We start from the raw sequence: 15,043 nt of genomic DNA, 5'->3' as shown, positions 1-15,043 counted from the left end.
GATTCAACAGTGAAATGGGATCATGACAATCCAGTTTGAAACCGCGACGACCGACGTGGCTGCACAATGTTTTCTCAACGCATTGATGCGTGAAACCCGGGACTGGCAAATCGTTCCGGCGGCCAGCCACCAACAGTATCCGCAACTGCACATTCCACTTTCGCCTTCTCAGGCTATTCGCATCGCTTTACGCCATACCTCCCCTACTCATCATCACCAGTACCTGTTCCCCGCTTATCTGTATCAGCAGGATGACGGTGCAGGGGTTGCGCTGAGCGTGGAACAGCTTATCTCCTTGCTGTTGGAAAAACCGGCGGTGAAAGGCGAATTGTCCGATGACGTGGTGGCCCGTTTCCGCCAGCGTGTACTGGAAAGTCATGAAAATACCCAGCAGGCGATCAATATTCGTCTGGACTGGCCTGCGCTGCGCGACAAGCCGCTGAACTTCGCCCAGGCGGAACAGGGGCTGCTGGTCGGTCACGCCTTTCACCCGGCACCGAAGTCTCATGAGCCATTCAACCATCAGCAGGCGCACCGCTATCTGCCAGATTTTGCCGCCAGCTTCCCGCTGCGTTGGTTTGCCGTCGATAAACGCCAACTGTGCGGCGACAGCCTGAATCTGACGCTGCAGCAGCGCCTGCAACGTTTTGCCGCCGAAAGTGCCCCACAGCTGTTGGCACACTTTAGCGATAACGTCTGGCTGCTACCGATGCATCCGTGGCAGGCCGACCATTTGCTGACACAGAGCTGGTGCCAGGATCTGGTGGCCCAGGGACTGCTGCAGGATCTGGGCGAAGCCGGCGAACGCTGGCTGCCTACCAGTTCTTCGCGCTCGCTTTACAGCGCCAGTAACCGTGACATGATCAAATTCTCCCTCAGCGTGCGCCTGACCAACTCGGTGCGCACCCTGTCGGTAAAAGAAGTGAAGCGCGGGATCCGCCTGGCGCGTCTGGCGCAAACCCCGCGCTGGCAACAGTTGCAGGCGCGCTATCCGACCTTCCGCGTAATGCAGGAAGACGGCTGGGCCGGTCTTCGTTCGGCAGACGGCACCGTCCAGGAAGAAAGCCTGATGGCGCTGCGCGATAACCTGCTGTTCGACCAGCCGCAAAACCAGACCAACGTGTTGGTGACGCTGACCCAGGCCGCGCCGGATGGCGGCGACAGCCTGCTGGCTGCGGCGGTACGCCGTTTGGCCAGCCGCCTGAATCTGCCGTTGCGACAAGCCGCCCACACCTGGCTGGATGCCTACTGCCAACAGGTGTTGCTGCCGCTGTTCAGTACCGAAGCCGATTACGGGCTGGTGCTGCTGGCTCACCAGCAAAACATTCTGGTAGAGATGCAGCAGGACCTGCCGATCGGCATGCTGTATCGCGACTGTCAGGGCAGTGGTTTTACCCGTGACGCCGGCCCCTGGCTGGAAGAAATTGGCGAAGCCGATGCGGAAAACCGCTTCAGCGAGCAACAGTTGCTGCGCTACTTCCCTTACTACCTGCTGGTGAACTCCAGCCTGGCCGTCACCGCCGCACTGGCTGCGGCCGGTTTCGACAGCGAAGAGGCATTGATGGCCCGGGTACGCGACGCACTGAGCGGCCTGCGCGCCAACGCCAAAAACACTCTGTGCCTGGACTACGTGCTCGACAGCAGCCACTGGAACTGTAAAGGCAACTTCTTCTGTTACCTGCACGATCATAACGAAAACACCATCGTTGATCCGGCGGTGATTTACTTTGATTTCGTTAACCCGCTGCGCCAGGGAGCCGCCCAATGATGCCGCACGCCAAACTGATGCATGCCGGCAGCGGTTTTCGCTGCGAACGGCTGGAACGGGAGTTGCAGCTTGGCCTCGGTCTCGACGGTAGCGCCGTGCTGCACTACCCGGGCCCACTGCCACAGGGCTGGCTGGTTCAAGCGTTAGACCAGTTACTGGTGGCCGCGCCGCAGCTCAGCGGTGTCACGCTGCCTTACGCGCAATGGCGTGAAGAACCGCAGGCGCAGGTGCTGTTCGCGTTGGCTAGCGGTGACTATCTGGCACGCGAAACCTTTTATCAATTGCCGCTGTGGCTGATGGCTGAACGCAACCGCGCCTCCGGCCAGATGCAGTATGACGCCGAACGCAGCCTGTGGTACCCGCAGCGCCCGGCTCGTCCCAACGGTGAGGTGTACCGCCGCTACGATCCGCAGTTGAAGAAAACCCTCAGTTTCCGCCTGCCGGAAGTGGAACGCGACGCCGAACAGTTCACCCGCTGGATGAATTCACCGCGCGTTGACGCCTTCTGGGAAATGAGCGGCCCGCTCGAAACCCAGGCCGCCTACCTGCAGCGTCAACTGGACTCCAGCTACTGCTACCCGCTGCTGGGTTGCTTTGACGATCGCCCGTTCGGCTATTTCGAAGTTTATTGGGCGCCGGAGGACCGCATTGGCCGCCACTATCGCTGGCAACCCTTCGATCGTGGGCTGCACATGCTGGTGGGTGAAGAAGACTGCCGCGGTGCGCAGTACATCCGCAGTTGGCTGCGCGGCCTGACGCATTATTTGTACCTGGATGAGCCTCGCACCACGCGAGTGGTCGCCGAGCCGCGTGCCGACAACCAACGCCTGTTCCGTCACCTGCCTGCCGCCGGTTATCACACCCTTAAAGAGTTTGATTTCCCACATAAGCGTTCGCGTTTGATAGTGAATCAGCGTGCCGAATTCTTCCAGGAGACCTGCGTATGATGACGCCAGATTACGCCGACTGGCAGCGCGTTAACCGCCAGATGATCGCCAAGATCCTCGCCGAGCTGGAATACGAGCGCGCACTGCAGGCCGAACATCACGACGGGCAATGGCACATTACGCTGGGCGACGTCCACTACCGCTTCAGCGCCGAACGCGGCATCTGGGGCTGGCTGCACATCGATCCGGCTACCCTGGCCTGCGATCAATCGCCGTTAGCCGCCGACCAAACGCTGCGCCAGCTGGCACAGGTGTTGAAGATGGACGATGCGCAGGTCGCAGAACATCTGGAAGACCTGTACGCCACGTTGCGCGGCGATATGCAGTTGCTGTCTGCCCGTCACGGTATGAGTGCGCAGGATCTGATCGCACTGGACGCCGATGCACTGCAATGCCTGCTGGCCGGACATCCCAAGTTTATCTTTAATAAAGGTCGTCGTGGTTGGGGCCTGACCGCGCTGCAACAGTATGCCCCGGAATACCAGAGCCAGTTCCGCCTGCACTGGGTGGCGGCCAAGCGTGGTAGCTTCGTCTGGTGTGCTGATGAAGCATATCCGCTGACCCAGTTGCTCGATAGCGCCATGGACAGCGCCGAACGCCAGCGCTTCGACCACCGCTGGCGCGAGCTGAAACTGACCCATGACTGGATCCCGGTGCCCCTGCATCCGTGGCAGTGGCAGCAAAAGATCGCGCTGCACTTCCTGCCGCAGTTGGCCGAAGGTGAACTGGTGGAGTTGGGGGAATTTGGTGACAACTATTTGGCACAGCAATCGTTGCGTACCCTGACCAATATCAGCCGCCGCTCCGCCTTCGACATCAAGCTACCGCTGACCATTTACAACACCTCGTGTTATCGCGGTATTCCGGGCAAGTACATCAGCGCCGGACCGGCCGCTTCCCGCTGGCTGCAGCAGATCTTTTCCGAAGACAGCACGCTGCGCGCCAGCGGCGCCGAAATACTGGGTGAACCGGCGGCGGGTTATATGACCCACCCAACCTACGCATCCCTGGCCAAAGCCCCCTACCGCTATCAGGAAATGCTTGGCGTGATCTGGCGTGAGAACCCTTCTTGCTATCTGCAGGAGGGTGAGCAAGCCATTTTGATGGCGACGCTGATGGAAACCGACAACCATGGCCAGCCGCTGATCGCCGCTTATATTGCTCGTTCCGGCCTGAGCGCTGAAGCCTGGCTGCAACAGATGTTCAGCGTGGTGGTGTTGCCGATGTATCACCTGATGTGCCGCTACGGCGTGGCGCTGATCGCCCACGGGCAGAACATCACGCTGGTGATGAAAGACCACGTGCCGCAACGCGTGCTGCTTAAAGACTTCCAGGGAGATATGCGCCTGGTGGATAAGGACTTCCCCGAAGCGGCGACGCTGCCAACAGTGGTGAAAGACGTCACCGTGCGTCTCTCCGCCGATTACCTGATCCATGACTTGCAAACCGGGCATTTCGTCACCGTGTTGCGCTTTATCTCACCGCTGATGCAGGCCTGCGGAGTCAGTGAAGCCCGTTTCTATCAGCTGCTGGCGCAGGTGCTGGAAGGCTATATGGCACGGCACCCGGAGATGGCGGAACGTTTTGCCCTGTTTGATCTGTTTAAACCACAAATCATTCGCGTAGTGCTCAACCCGGTGAAACTCACCTACTCGGAGCAGGATGGCGGCAGCCGTATGTTGCCAAACTATCTGCAGGATCTGGATAACCCTCTTTACCTGGTCACCAAGGAGTTTGCCCAATGAATCAGCCCCTGGATTTCATCGGCATTGGCGTAGGTCCGTTCAACCTCAGCATTGCCGCTCTCGGCAGTGAAGTTGCCGGTTTTAACAGTAAATTTCTCGAGCGCAAACCGCACTTTTCCTGGCACCCCGGCATGATGGTGCCGGATTGCCATATGCAGACCAGTTTCCTCAAGGATCTGGTCAGCGCGGTATCGCCGACCAATCCCTACAGCTTTATTAACTATCTGGTGAAACGGAAGAAATTTTACCGTTTCCTGACCACCGAGCTGCGCACGGTGTCGCGCGAAGAGTTTGCCGACTACCTCGACTGGGCCGCCAATGGCCTGAAGTCGCTCGAGTTTAGCCAGGACATTCAAAGCGTGGATTTTGACGACCAGCAGCGGCAATTTGTCGTCACCACCCAGCGCGCCACCTATCGGGCACGCCACGTCTGTCTGGGCATCGGTAAACGCATCAAGCTGCCGGGCTGCGTTACCGAACAAAACGATCGCTGCTTCCATGCCAGCGAGATGACGTTGCGTAACCCGGATCTGACCGGCAAGCGCGTCACCATCGTCGGCGGCGGCCAGAGCGGTGCCGATCTGTTCCTGAACATCTTCCGCGCCGAGTGGGGCCAGCCGGCGCAGTTGAACTGGATCTCGCGTCGCAACAACTATAACGCCCTGGATGAAGCCGCTTTCGCCAACGAGTACTTCACCCCGGACTACGTTGACAGTTTCTATGGCCTGAACGACAGCGCCAAACAGCGCATGCTGACCGAGCAGAAGATGACCTCTGACGGCATCACCAGCGACTCGCTGTTAGCGATTTACCGGGCGATGTACCACCAGTTTGAAGTGCTGCGCGAAAAGCCCTGGGCGCACCTGTTACCCAGCCGCTCGCTGGCGGCGATCCAGGCCGCAGGCAACGGCTGGCAGTTAGTGACCCACCATCATCTCGATCAGGGCAAAGAAACCTTCGATACCGATGTGGTGATCTTCGCCACCGGCTATCAGCAGGATCGTCCGGCGTTCCTTGAACCGCTGGCGGACCGTCTGTTAACCACCGCCGATGACCAGTACCGCGTAGCCCCCGACTTCACCCTGGAGTGGCAAGGCCCCAGCGAAAATTGCCTGTTTGCGGTGAACGCCGGTATGCACAGTCACGGCATCGCCGAACCCCAGCTCAGCCTGATGGCCTGGCGTTCGGCTCGTATTCTCAACCGGGCTTTAGGACGCGACCAGTTCGATTTAACGTCCACCCCGGCGGTGATCCAATGGCGCAGCCAGCAACCGGGCACCCCAGCCCGAGCGACACACGCCATGCTCAATTACACCGAGTTTTAACTCTACCTTATAGCTTTCAAGTTGCAGCTAGGCGGCCAGCTAACTCATCCCTAGGCGCTTACTTTAGTAAGTAACTGGGGTGAGTTAGTGCAGGTAACAACGCTGCAGCTTGAAAGATGACGGGTATACACACCAATGATGGGAAACACAGGTTAATAATGATGAAGCGCAAACACCTCTGGGTATTAAATCCTTGTCTGCTGGCGATGATCGCACCAGCAGCAGCCTGGGCAGAAGAACAAAAAAGCGAAGAGCAAATGGTGGTTTCCGCCAGCCGTGCGCACCGTACCGTAGCAGAAATGGCGCAGACCACCTGGGTGATTGAGAGCCAGGAAATTGAGCAACAGGTACAGGGCGGCAAAGAGATCAAGGACATGCTGGCACAGTTGATCCCGGGGATGGACGTCAGCGGTCAGGGCCGAACCAACTACGGCATGAACCTGCGTGGCCGTTCAATGATGGTGATGATCGACGGCGTGCGTTTGAACTCTTCACGCAGCGACAGCCGCCAGTTGGATTCGATCGACCCGTTTAATATCGACCACATTGAAGTGATCTCCGGTGCCACCTCGCTGTACGGCGGCGGCAGCACCGGCGGTTTGATCAACATCGTCACCAAAAAAGGCCAGAAAGAGCAGCAGGTTGAGCTGCAGATCGGCGGCAAAACCGGCTTTGGCGGCCATAACGACCACGACGAAAACGTGGCGGCGGCGGTCAGCGGCGGCAACGATAATGCCTCGGGCCGCCTGTCGGTCTCTTACCAGCGCTACGGCGGCTGGTACGACGGCAAGGGCAATGAAGTCTTGATCGACAATACCCAGACTGGCCTGCAATATTCCGATCGCCTCGACGTGATGGGTACCGGCACCATTAATATCGACGATCACCAGCAGCTGCAACTGACCACCCAGTATTACAAAAGCCAGTCCGACGGCGACCACGGCCTGTTCCTGGGGGAGAATTTCTCCGCGGTGACCGGCAGCGCCAAAGCTTATAACAGCGGCAACCTGAATTCGGATCGAATTCCTGGCACTGAACGTCACCTGATCAACCTGCAATACTCCAACACCGATTTCCTCGGGCAGGATCTGGTGGCGCAGGTTTATTATCGCGATGAGTCGCTGACCTTCTATCCGTTCCCGACGCTGGCGGGCAAAGCGCCGGACTACTACGTCAGCAGCATCGGTGCCTCGCAGCAGAAAACCGATTTTTACGGCGGCAAGCTGACGCTGAACAGCAAACCGATCGACGCCCTGACGCTGACCTACGGCATCGACGCCGAGCATGAAACTTTCAATTCCAACCAGCAGTTCTTCGATCTGGCCAAGGCGCAACAGTCCGGCGGCATGGACTTGCAAAACGCCTATAACACCGGGCGTTACCCAGGCTACACCACCAGCAATCTGGCCACCTTCATGCAGGCCAGTTACGATATCAACCCTATCTTTACCCTTAGCGGCGGTGTGCGTTATCAGTACACTGAAAACAAGATTGATGACTTTGTTGGCTATAACCAACAGCAGGCCATCGCCACCGGCGGCGCGACCTCAGCGGACGCGATCCCAGGTGGGAAAACCGACTATAACAACGCCCTGTTCAACGCCGGCCTGCTGGCGCACCTGACCGAACGCCAACAGACCTGGGTCAACTTCTCGCAGGGCTACGAGATCCCGGATCCGGGCAAATATTACGGCAACGGCACTTATTCGCTGAACAACGGCCACTATCAGTTGAACAAAAGCGTCAACGTCGGCGATTCCAAGCTGGAAGGCATTAAGGTTAACTCTTATGAGCTCGGCTGGCGCTATACCGGTGACAACCTGCGTACGCAGATCGCCGGCTACTACTCGCTGTCTGATAAGAGCATTTCGATCAACAAAACCGATATGACCATCAACGTCAATTCGGATAAGCGTCGTATCTACGGGGTGGAAGGCGCGGTCGATTACTTCTTCGAAGACAGTGACTGGAGCGCGGGCACCAACTTCAACTTCATTCGATCCGAGACCAAGGTCAACGGCGAGTGGAAAAAACTGTTGGTGGACACGGCCAGCCCATCGAAAGTCACCGCCTATGTCGGCTGGGCACCGGGCGACTGGAACCTGCGCCTGCAGTCACAGCAGAGCTTCGACGTCTCGGATGACGGTGATTACACCAAGGTCGGCTCCACTCAGGGCCGCAAAATTGATGGCTACAACACCATCGATTTCCTCGGCAGCTATGCCCTGCCGGTGGGTAAACTCAGCTTTAGCGTAGAGAACCTGCTGGACAAGGAATACACCACCGTCTGGGGCCAGCGCGCACCGATCCTTTATAGCCCAACCTACGGCTCACCAGAGCTTTACAGCTATAAAGGCCGTGGCCGCACCTTTGGTCTGAACTACTCCGTACTGTTCTGATCCTTCGGGCGGAGGTCACTCCGCCCTATCTTCCTTCCCACATTGCCGCTTTATATCAGTTGTGTAATAATCCAAAACAGGCGTGGCGACACCCAAAGCGGATATTGAACTCATCAAGTCTCGCCTTAATAGAGCCAAACAGGTTTATGAGGACATGAAAAATGGCAAAGTTTGACGAAAATGATTTTGAGCTCGGCTCGGATAACATTTTTGCCGATTTAAATCTGCCTGATGCCGACAATCTGCGACTTAAAGCCGATCTCGCTATCCAGATCATCAATACCATCAAACAATTAGGCCTCAATCAGGCTGAAGCCGGCAAACGTATGAACCTGCCGCAGGCACGCGTCTCCGCGCTGTATAACGGTAAGTTTTTCAATATGTCGGAAAAAAAGCTGATGGATTGCCTCAACCGCCTTGGCTATGACATTGAAATTATCGTCAGGCCGAGCCAGGATCCCGTTGGTCATCGAACCCTTTCGGTGGCATGAAAATCCAGGGCCACTTCGGCCCTTTTTTCATTTCTTGAACGGGTGCTGCGCTACCCAGTGCTCAGCGATATCCTGCCGCCGGCATACCCAAACCCGATCGTGTTGCTCGATATAATCCAGAAAGCGCTGCAATGCGCGAAACTTGCCAGGACGCCCCAGCAAGCGACAATGCATGCCGATCGACAGCATCTTCGGCGACTCTGCCCCTTCGGCGTACAGCACGTCAAAACTGTCTTTAAGATAGGTAAAGAACTGCTCGCCGGTGTTAAACCCCTGCGGCGAAGCGAAACGCATGTCGTTAGCCTCTAGCGTATAAGGCACGATCAAATGCGGTTTCTTCTCACCATTGGCGCACTGCACCTCGGTCCAGAACGGCAGGTCGTCACCGTAATAGTCGCTGTCGTACAGTAAACCCCCTTGTTCCACCACCAACCGACGAGTATTCGGGCTATCGCGACCGGTATACCAGCCGAGCGGCGCCTTGCCGAACAGATCGCGCAGTACTGTGATGGCCTGCTGCATATGCTGCCGTTCGGTCGCTTCATCCATATGTTGATAGTGGATCCAGCGCCAACCGTGGCTGACTACGTCGTAATCGGCGTTTTTAATCGCTTCAACCACCAACGGATTACGCGCTAGTGCCATTGCCACGCCAAACACCGTCAACGGCAGACCACGGCGCTGAAACTCATGATGAATGCGCCAGAAACCAGCACGTGAACCATATTCGTACAAGGAATCCATCGACATATGGCGTTCGGGATAACTGGCAGCACCAATGATATCGGAAAGAAATTGTTCAGAACCGGCGTCGCCGTGCAGCACGTTATTTTCCGCGCCCTCTTCGTAATTGAGAACAAACTGCACCGCGATTCGCGCCTGACCAAGCCAACCTGCGTGCGGCGGACGGCCACCGTAGCCGATTAAATCTCGGGGATAATCTTGATTGAACTGGAACTCACCCATCGCTGTTTCCCTTTACTGATTACCCGCTAAAACTGCCAAACATACCGGACAAGGGTTTTGCCCGCGGAAAGTCCAGATCGCCGTGTTTGCTGGTGCTCAGACCAAGGGCATTCAACGACTCGATCATTTTCACCGCGGCGCTGACACCGTCGATCACCGGGATCCCCAGCTCCAGCGTCAGTTCACGCGCCAAATCCGCCATGCCGCCACAACCGAGCACAATCGCCCCGCTGCCGTCCTGTTGTTTTGCCTGGATGCACTGTTCACGTACCTTTTGTTGCGCCAGACCGCTGCCGTCCTCCAGCGCCAACACCGGCAGGTCGATCGCATGCAACGCGGCGCAGTGTCGCTCAAAACCATATTGATGCAGTAAATGTCGTGCGATAACCAACGTACGCGGCAGCGTGGTGACGATGGAAAAACGCGTCGCCACCAGCGTCGCCATATGCATTGCCGCCTCGGCGATGCCAATCACCGGCCGGTTTGCCAACTCCCGCGCCGCCAGCAGGCCCGGATCGCCGAAACAGGCGATGACATGGCCGCTGACCCCCGCTTCTCGGCCCAACTTCACCTGCTGCAATACGCCGATCGCAGCAATGGCTTCGTCAAAATGCCCTTCTATTGACGGCACCCCTTCCTGTGGGCAAACCGCCAGGATCTTGGTACCCGGCGCGGCCACCGAACGGGCAGCGGCAGCAATGGTTTCCGTCATTGCCCGGCTGGTATTCGGATTGATGACCTGAATGATGCAGCCAGCGGTCATAGCGGTTCCCTCGAGCCGGATTCGGCAAATATCCGGGCAAAATCCGGCGTTTCATTTGCACTATGATCAAACCGCAGGTTGGCCACGATGTCGTCAAAATGGCGGGCCATATGATCCGCCAGCGCCACACTGTCTTTGTCGCGCAACAGCCCCAGCAGATCACCGTGGTCGTGGCAACGACAACCCTGCTGCCAGGGCGAGCCGTAAACGGCTATCACCAACGATGAACGCAATGTGAGCAGCGAAACCATCTCGGTCAGCACCTGATTACCGGCGATCGCTTGCAATTGAACGTGAAACGCGGCGGACAGGCGGATCGCCGCCGCGCCGTCCTGATCGCGGTGCGCCTGCTGTTCCTGCGCCACTAGCTCTGCCATCGCCAGCAAATGCTCTTCTTTGCAGTGGGTAACCACCTGCGGCAGGTTGGCGCACTCCAGCATTTTTCTCGTCTGGAAAACATTCGCCGCTTCGTCCTGTCCCGGCGTGGCGACCTGTGCACCACGTTTGGGCAGTTGAGTGACCAGTTGCACTGCGGCAAGGCGCTGCAGCACCCGCCGGATGCCGGTTCGGCTGACGCCAAAAGTCTCCGCCAACGCTTCTTCCGGCAATTTGCTGCCGGGCAGCAACCGATGTTCAACGATGGCTTTCACCAGCGAGTTGTAAATGCAATCGTCTTTATCTTCAATGAAATAACTGGCCTGGTGCCCATGCCACACGGCGTTGGTGTCGATCGCTGTACCGATCATTTTTCTGCTCCCCGTCCCCTTTAATCGTCAAATCGTATACAAGAATTAGATATTTTGTATACAAAAAAGAGCAGTCTGGCCTGGATCCTGCAAATGCCCTCTCAGCAATCTTTGCCAAAAAACAGATAACAACATCCGGGTGACGTTCTTGAGAGGAGCACGATTTATGCCAAACCCTAATGAAAACTACAGTCCCAAGCTGTGCAACGACGATCTGGCGCCCACGCGTGACCAGAACTGGAGCTGGTACAACATATTTTCTTTCTGGATGTCCGATGTACACAGCATGGGCGGCTATGTGGTGGCCGCCAGCTTTTTCGCCCTCGGCCTGTCGAGTTGGCAGGTTTTGATTTGTCTGCTGGTAGGGATTTGCATCGTGCAGTTTTGCGCAAACCTGGTGGCTAAGCCCAGCCAACTCGGCGGCGTGCCCTACGCCGTATTAAGCCGTCAGGCGTTTGGCGTGTTCGGCGCCAATATTCCGGCGGTGATCCGCGGCATGATCGCCTTCGCCTGGTACGGCATCCAAACCTATCTGGCCTCCAACGCGTTGATGCTGACGCTGCTGAAATTCTTCCCGTCGCTGGAACCGATGACCCAGCCGCATTTCCTCGGGCTGTCGCAGCTTGGCTGGGGTTGTTACATCACCATGTGGCTGTTGCAGGCGATGGTGTTTTGGCACGGTATGCAGGCAATCAAGCGTTTTATCGATATCGCCGGACCGGCGGTTTACCTGGTGATGTTTGCGCTGGCGGGCTGGATTGTTTATCGCGTCGGTTTCTCCAACCTTTCCCTCACGCTGTCGAGCAAAAACCTGAGCGCCGGCGAACAGGGCTGGCTGATGCTGACCGCGACCGCGCTGGTGGTGTCCTACTTCTCCGGCCCGCTGCTTAACTTCGGCGACTTTACCCGCTACGGCAAAAGCTTTGCCGAAGTGCAGCGCGGTAACCGTTGGGGCTTGCCGTTCAACTATCTGCTGTTCTCATTAGTGACCGTGGTGATCGTTTCCGGCACGCTTCCGCTGTTTGGGCAACTGATCACCGACCCGATCGAAACCGTTACCCGTCTCGACAGCGATATTGCCGTCGCCCTGGGTTTGCTAACCATGATTGTCGCCACTATCGGCATCAATATTGTGGCCAACTTTGTCTCACCGGCGTTTGACTTTTCCAACTGCTCGCCGCAGAAGATCAGCTTCCGCACCGGCGGGATGATCGCCGCCGTCGGCTCATTCCTGCTGACACCGTGGAACCTGTTCCAGTCACCTGAACTGATTCATTACACGCTGGACGTATTGGCTGCCTTTATCGGCCCGCTGTTCGGTATTCTGTTGGTCGACTTTTACATCATCAAGCGCGGTGAATTGCACGTCGACGATTTGTATAACGCCACACCAAACGGCCGTTACTGGTACAAGAATGGGTTCAATCCGAATGCGATTTGGGCGCTGGTGCCGTCAGTGGTGATCGGGTTGGCGATCAGTTTTACGCCAAGTCTGCATCAGGTGGCGAACTTCAGTTGGTTTATCGGGGCGGCACTGGGTGGGGGATGTTATCGGATCATTGCCCGTCGCGAATGGGCAGCCAATCAGGCGGTAACCTTTGCCAAGGCGGAATTAAGCAAAGATTAAAAACAACGAAGCCCTGAGTTATTGCTAACTCAGGGCTTCTTAATGTTGGCGGAACGGACGGGGCTCGAACCCGCGACCCCCTGCGTGACAGGCAGGTATTCTAACCAACTGAACTACCGCTCCGCGCCGTTCTTCTCTTTCGAGAGGAACGAGGCGCATATTACGGTTGAGCCACTATGGCGTCAATGCCTTTTTCTTACCAAATGAACCGTTTGCACAGTTTTTCAGCTAACCGGGCCGAAAGATTATCGGCCCGGATTAAAACGCCGTTATTCCACTTCGGTACGCCACAGGCAACTGCCGCCCTTTTTCGCCACTAAATCCAGACGCGCTTCGTGGGCCACCACTTCTTCATCGCTGGCATAGACGACTTTCATCGTCGTCGCCGGGCGCACAATGCGCTGAATGTCCTGCGTTGAATTGCTATTTTGCGTATCGCCTTCCATCTGGAAGGCCATCGAGGTTTGACCACCGGTCATCGCCAGATAGACTTCCGCCAGGATCTCGGCATCGAGCAAGGCGCCGTGCAGCGTACGCTTGCTGTTGTCTATCTCGTAACGGCTGCATAACGCATCGAGGTTGTTACGCTTGCCGGGGAACAGGCGGCGCGCCATTAACAGGCTGTCGGTGATGGTACAGAAGGTATCGGTCTTCGGGATGCCCTGCTGCAACATGCGGAATTCGTGATCCATAAAGCCGATGTCGAACGCCGCGTTATGGATGACTAACTCGCCGCCGCGGATAAAGTCGATAAACTCATCGGCAATTTGGGCAAAGGTCGGTTTATCCGCCAGGAACTCATCGCTGATGCCGTGAACCCCATAGGCCTCAGGATCCACCAGCCGATCCGGCTTGATGTAAACATGGTAGTGACGACCGGTTGGGCGGCGGTTAATCACTTCCAGCGCGCCAATTTCAATGATGCGGTGGCCTTCGTAATGCACCCCGAGTTTGTTCATACCGGTGGTTTCGGTATCGAGGACAATCTGTCTGGTGGTTGTAGAGATCATATTGCAGTGCTCGCAGCGCTTGTTTATGTCAGACTTGGCTTTTATAAAACTGATAGGAAGAGTCTACCAGAGATGCTCAAACAGGTAGAAATTTTCACCGACGGCTCCTGCCTTGGCAACCCGGGCCCCGGTGGTTATGGTGCAATACTGCGCTATAAGCAGACGGAAAAAACCTTCAGCGCGGGCTTCCGCCTGACCACCAACAACCGCATGGAGATGATGGCGGCGATTGTCGCGCTGGAAGCTCTGACTACGCCCTGCGAAGTGACCCTGAGCACCGACAGCCAGTATGTACGCCAGGGCATTACCACCTGGATCCACAACTGGAAAAAGCGCGGCTGGAAAACGGCCGACAAAAAACCGGTCAAGAATGTCGATTTATGGCAGCGGTTGGATTTGGCCATTCAACGCCATACGGTTAAATGGGAATGGGTCAAGGGCCACGCCGGCCATCCGGAAAACGAACGCTGCGACGTGCTGGCGCGTGATGCGGCCGGCAATCCAACCCAGGATGATGTCGGTTACAAACCGGAAAGTTAAGGCAGTTTGCGATAACTCTTGGTCGCGCCGACGGCGCGGCTGAGAGCAGGTTTTCTCGCACCGAATTTCATCGGCGTTGGCGTCAGCGGCAAGGTGCGTTTACGCGCCACAATCACGCTCATGCAGCCCAATGCCGGCAAATGGGTGCATAAAAACTTCCCGCCTTTACGCTGCCACGGCAACACGTGAAAACGCGACTGATGCAGTACTTCATAATTAAGCAGGCTCAGCCAGTCCAGCAGACGCATCTGGGTGAACATCCGACTAGCATAAGGTTGACGGTGACGTAACCCTGGCACCAGCTTACCCAGCCCCAATAAACTGAACGGATTGAAGCTGCTGATCACCAGCCAGCCGTCGTCGATCAACACGCGATCCACCTCTCGCAGCATGCGGTGCGGGTCGTCAGCATAGGACAGCGTATGCGCCAACAGGCAGGCATCCACCGATTTGGCAGCAAAGGGGAGCTGATAGGCATCCGCGATCACCTGCAGGTTCTGCCCTTCCAGGGCTACATTTACCTGATGAGAAATGGCGCATTTGTCGGTCGCCAGACTGGCACTGAGATTACCGAGCTTTAACAGGTGGAAACCAAACAGCTTCGACCACCAGGGTTGCAACTGCCGCTCGAGCGCCTCACGATAGTATTCTCCCCACGGCAACTCTGCCCAGGACTGTGGGCCGGTGAGCTTTTGTAGAGTATGGGCTGGTTTCAT

The 15,043-nt window shown here is 56.9% G+C and carries 13 protein-coding genes and 1 tRNA gene; 8 read left to right on the top strand and 6 right to left on the bottom strand.

The genetic code is table 11. The features are described from left to right. Positions 1-22 precede the first annotated feature (22 nt). The 6 genes from SERS4_RS0105160 (at position 23) to SERS4_RS0105135 (ending at position 8,675) form a co-directional block, all read left to right on the top strand. Positions 23-1,768 (top strand): IucA/IucC family siderophore biosynthesis protein, encoded by a 1,746-nt coding sequence (locus SERS4_RS0105160; protein ID WP_017891716.1) that lies wholly within the window; start codon positions 23-25, stop codon positions 1,766-1,768. Further along, positions 1,765-2,715 carry a GNAT family N-acetyltransferase gene (locus SERS4_RS0105155; RefSeq protein WP_017891715.1) on the top strand — a complete coding sequence of 317 codons (951 nt, stop codon included), beginning with the start codon at positions 1,765-1,767 and terminating at the stop codon, positions 2,713-2,715. The genes SERS4_RS0105160 and SERS4_RS0105155 overlap by 4 nt, the downstream gene beginning before the upstream one ends. Beyond that, positions 2,712-4,460: an IucA/IucC family siderophore biosynthesis protein gene (gene iucC / locus SERS4_RS0105150; protein ID WP_017891714.1), complete on the top strand. Its 1,749-nt coding sequence runs from the start codon at positions 2,712-2,714 to the stop codon at positions 4,458-4,460. Before SERS4_RS0105155 ends, iucC begins: the two co-directional genes overlap by 4 nt. Further along, complete coding sequence (locus SERS4_RS0105145) at positions 4,457-5,785, top strand: lysine N(6)-hydroxylase/L-ornithine N(5)-oxygenase family protein (protein WP_017891713.1); 1,329 nt, start codon at positions 4,457-4,459, stop codon at positions 5,783-5,785. The genes iucC and SERS4_RS0105145 overlap by 4 nt, the downstream gene beginning before the upstream one ends. A 161-nt stretch (positions 5,786-5,946) precedes the next feature. Beyond that, the gene (locus SERS4_RS0105140; protein WP_017891712.1) at positions 5,947-8,184 is read left to right on the top strand and encodes a TonB-dependent siderophore receptor; all 2,238 of its coding nucleotides are present in this window, start codon (positions 5,947-5,949) and stop codon (positions 8,182-8,184) included. A gap of 161 nt (positions 8,185-8,345) precedes the next feature. Further along, positions 8,346-8,675, top strand: a complete 330-nt coding sequence (locus SERS4_RS0105135; RefSeq protein WP_017891711.1) for a helix-turn-helix domain-containing protein — start codon at positions 8,346-8,348, stop codon at positions 8,673-8,675. Between the two features lie 27 nt (positions 8,676-8,702). Here the strand turns inward: SERS4_RS0105135 and puuE are convergent, their stop codons facing one another. Genes puuE through SERS4_RS0105120 form a run of 3 tightly spaced genes read right to left on the bottom strand, consistent with a single transcriptional unit; the run spans position 8,703 to position 11,150 of the window. Then, on the bottom strand, positions 8,703-9,641 hold the full coding sequence (gene puuE / locus SERS4_RS0105130) for an allantoinase PuuE (protein ID WP_017891710.1): 939 nt from the start codon (positions 9,639-9,641) through the stop codon (positions 8,703-8,705). A gap of 19 nt (positions 9,642-9,660) precedes the next feature. Further along, the gene (hpxA, locus tag SERS4_RS0105125) at positions 9,661-10,404 is read right to left on the bottom strand and encodes an allantoin racemase (protein ID WP_017891709.1); all 744 of its coding nucleotides are present in this window, start codon (positions 10,402-10,404) and stop codon (positions 9,661-9,663) included. Continuing rightward, the gene (locus SERS4_RS0105120) at positions 10,401-11,150 is read right to left on the bottom strand and encodes a GntR family transcriptional regulator (RefSeq protein WP_017891708.1); all 750 of its coding nucleotides are present in this window, start codon (positions 11,148-11,150) and stop codon (positions 10,401-10,403) included. Before SERS4_RS0105120 ends, hpxA begins: the two co-directional genes overlap by 4 nt. Positions 11,151-11,316: 166 nt before the next feature. Between SERS4_RS0105120 and SERS4_RS0105115 the strand changes: the two genes are divergently transcribed. Then, positions 11,317-12,777 carry an NCS1 family nucleobase:cation symporter-1 gene (locus tag SERS4_RS0105115; protein WP_017891707.1) on the top strand — a complete coding sequence of 487 codons (1,461 nt, stop codon included), beginning with the start codon at positions 11,317-11,319 and terminating at the stop codon, positions 12,775-12,777. 46 nt (positions 12,778-12,823) lie between these two features. Here SERS4_RS0105115 and SERS4_RS0105110 read toward each other — a convergent pair. After that, positions 12,824-12,900 (bottom strand) — tRNA-Asp (locus tag SERS4_RS0105110). A gap of 146 nt (positions 12,901-13,046) precedes the next feature. Beyond that, entirely contained in the window at positions 13,047-13,787 is a 741-nt protein-coding gene (dnaQ, locus tag SERS4_RS0105105) for a DNA polymerase III subunit epsilon (RefSeq protein WP_012005357.1), read from the bottom strand. A 72-nt stretch (positions 13,788-13,859) separates the two neighbouring features. Between dnaQ and rnhA the strand changes: the two genes are divergently transcribed. Continuing rightward, positions 13,860-14,327: a ribonuclease HI gene (gene rnhA, locus SERS4_RS0105100; RefSeq protein ID WP_017891706.1), complete on the top strand. Its 468-nt coding sequence runs from the start codon at positions 13,860-13,862 to the stop codon at positions 14,325-14,327. Here rnhA and SERS4_RS0105095 read toward each other — a convergent pair. Next, entirely contained in the window at positions 14,324-15,043 is a 720-nt protein-coding gene (locus SERS4_RS0105095) for a class I SAM-dependent methyltransferase (protein WP_012005355.1), read from the bottom strand. The genes rnhA and SERS4_RS0105095 overlap by 4 nt on opposite strands.

Source organism: Serratia sp. S4, assembly GCF_000347995.1.
Classification (GTDB): domain Bacteria; phylum Pseudomonadota; class Gammaproteobacteria; order Enterobacterales; family Enterobacteriaceae; genus Serratia; species Serratia quinivorans.
The sequence above is the reverse complement of the archived record's forward strand: the minus strand, read 5'-3'. Positions and strand labels throughout refer to the sequence as shown.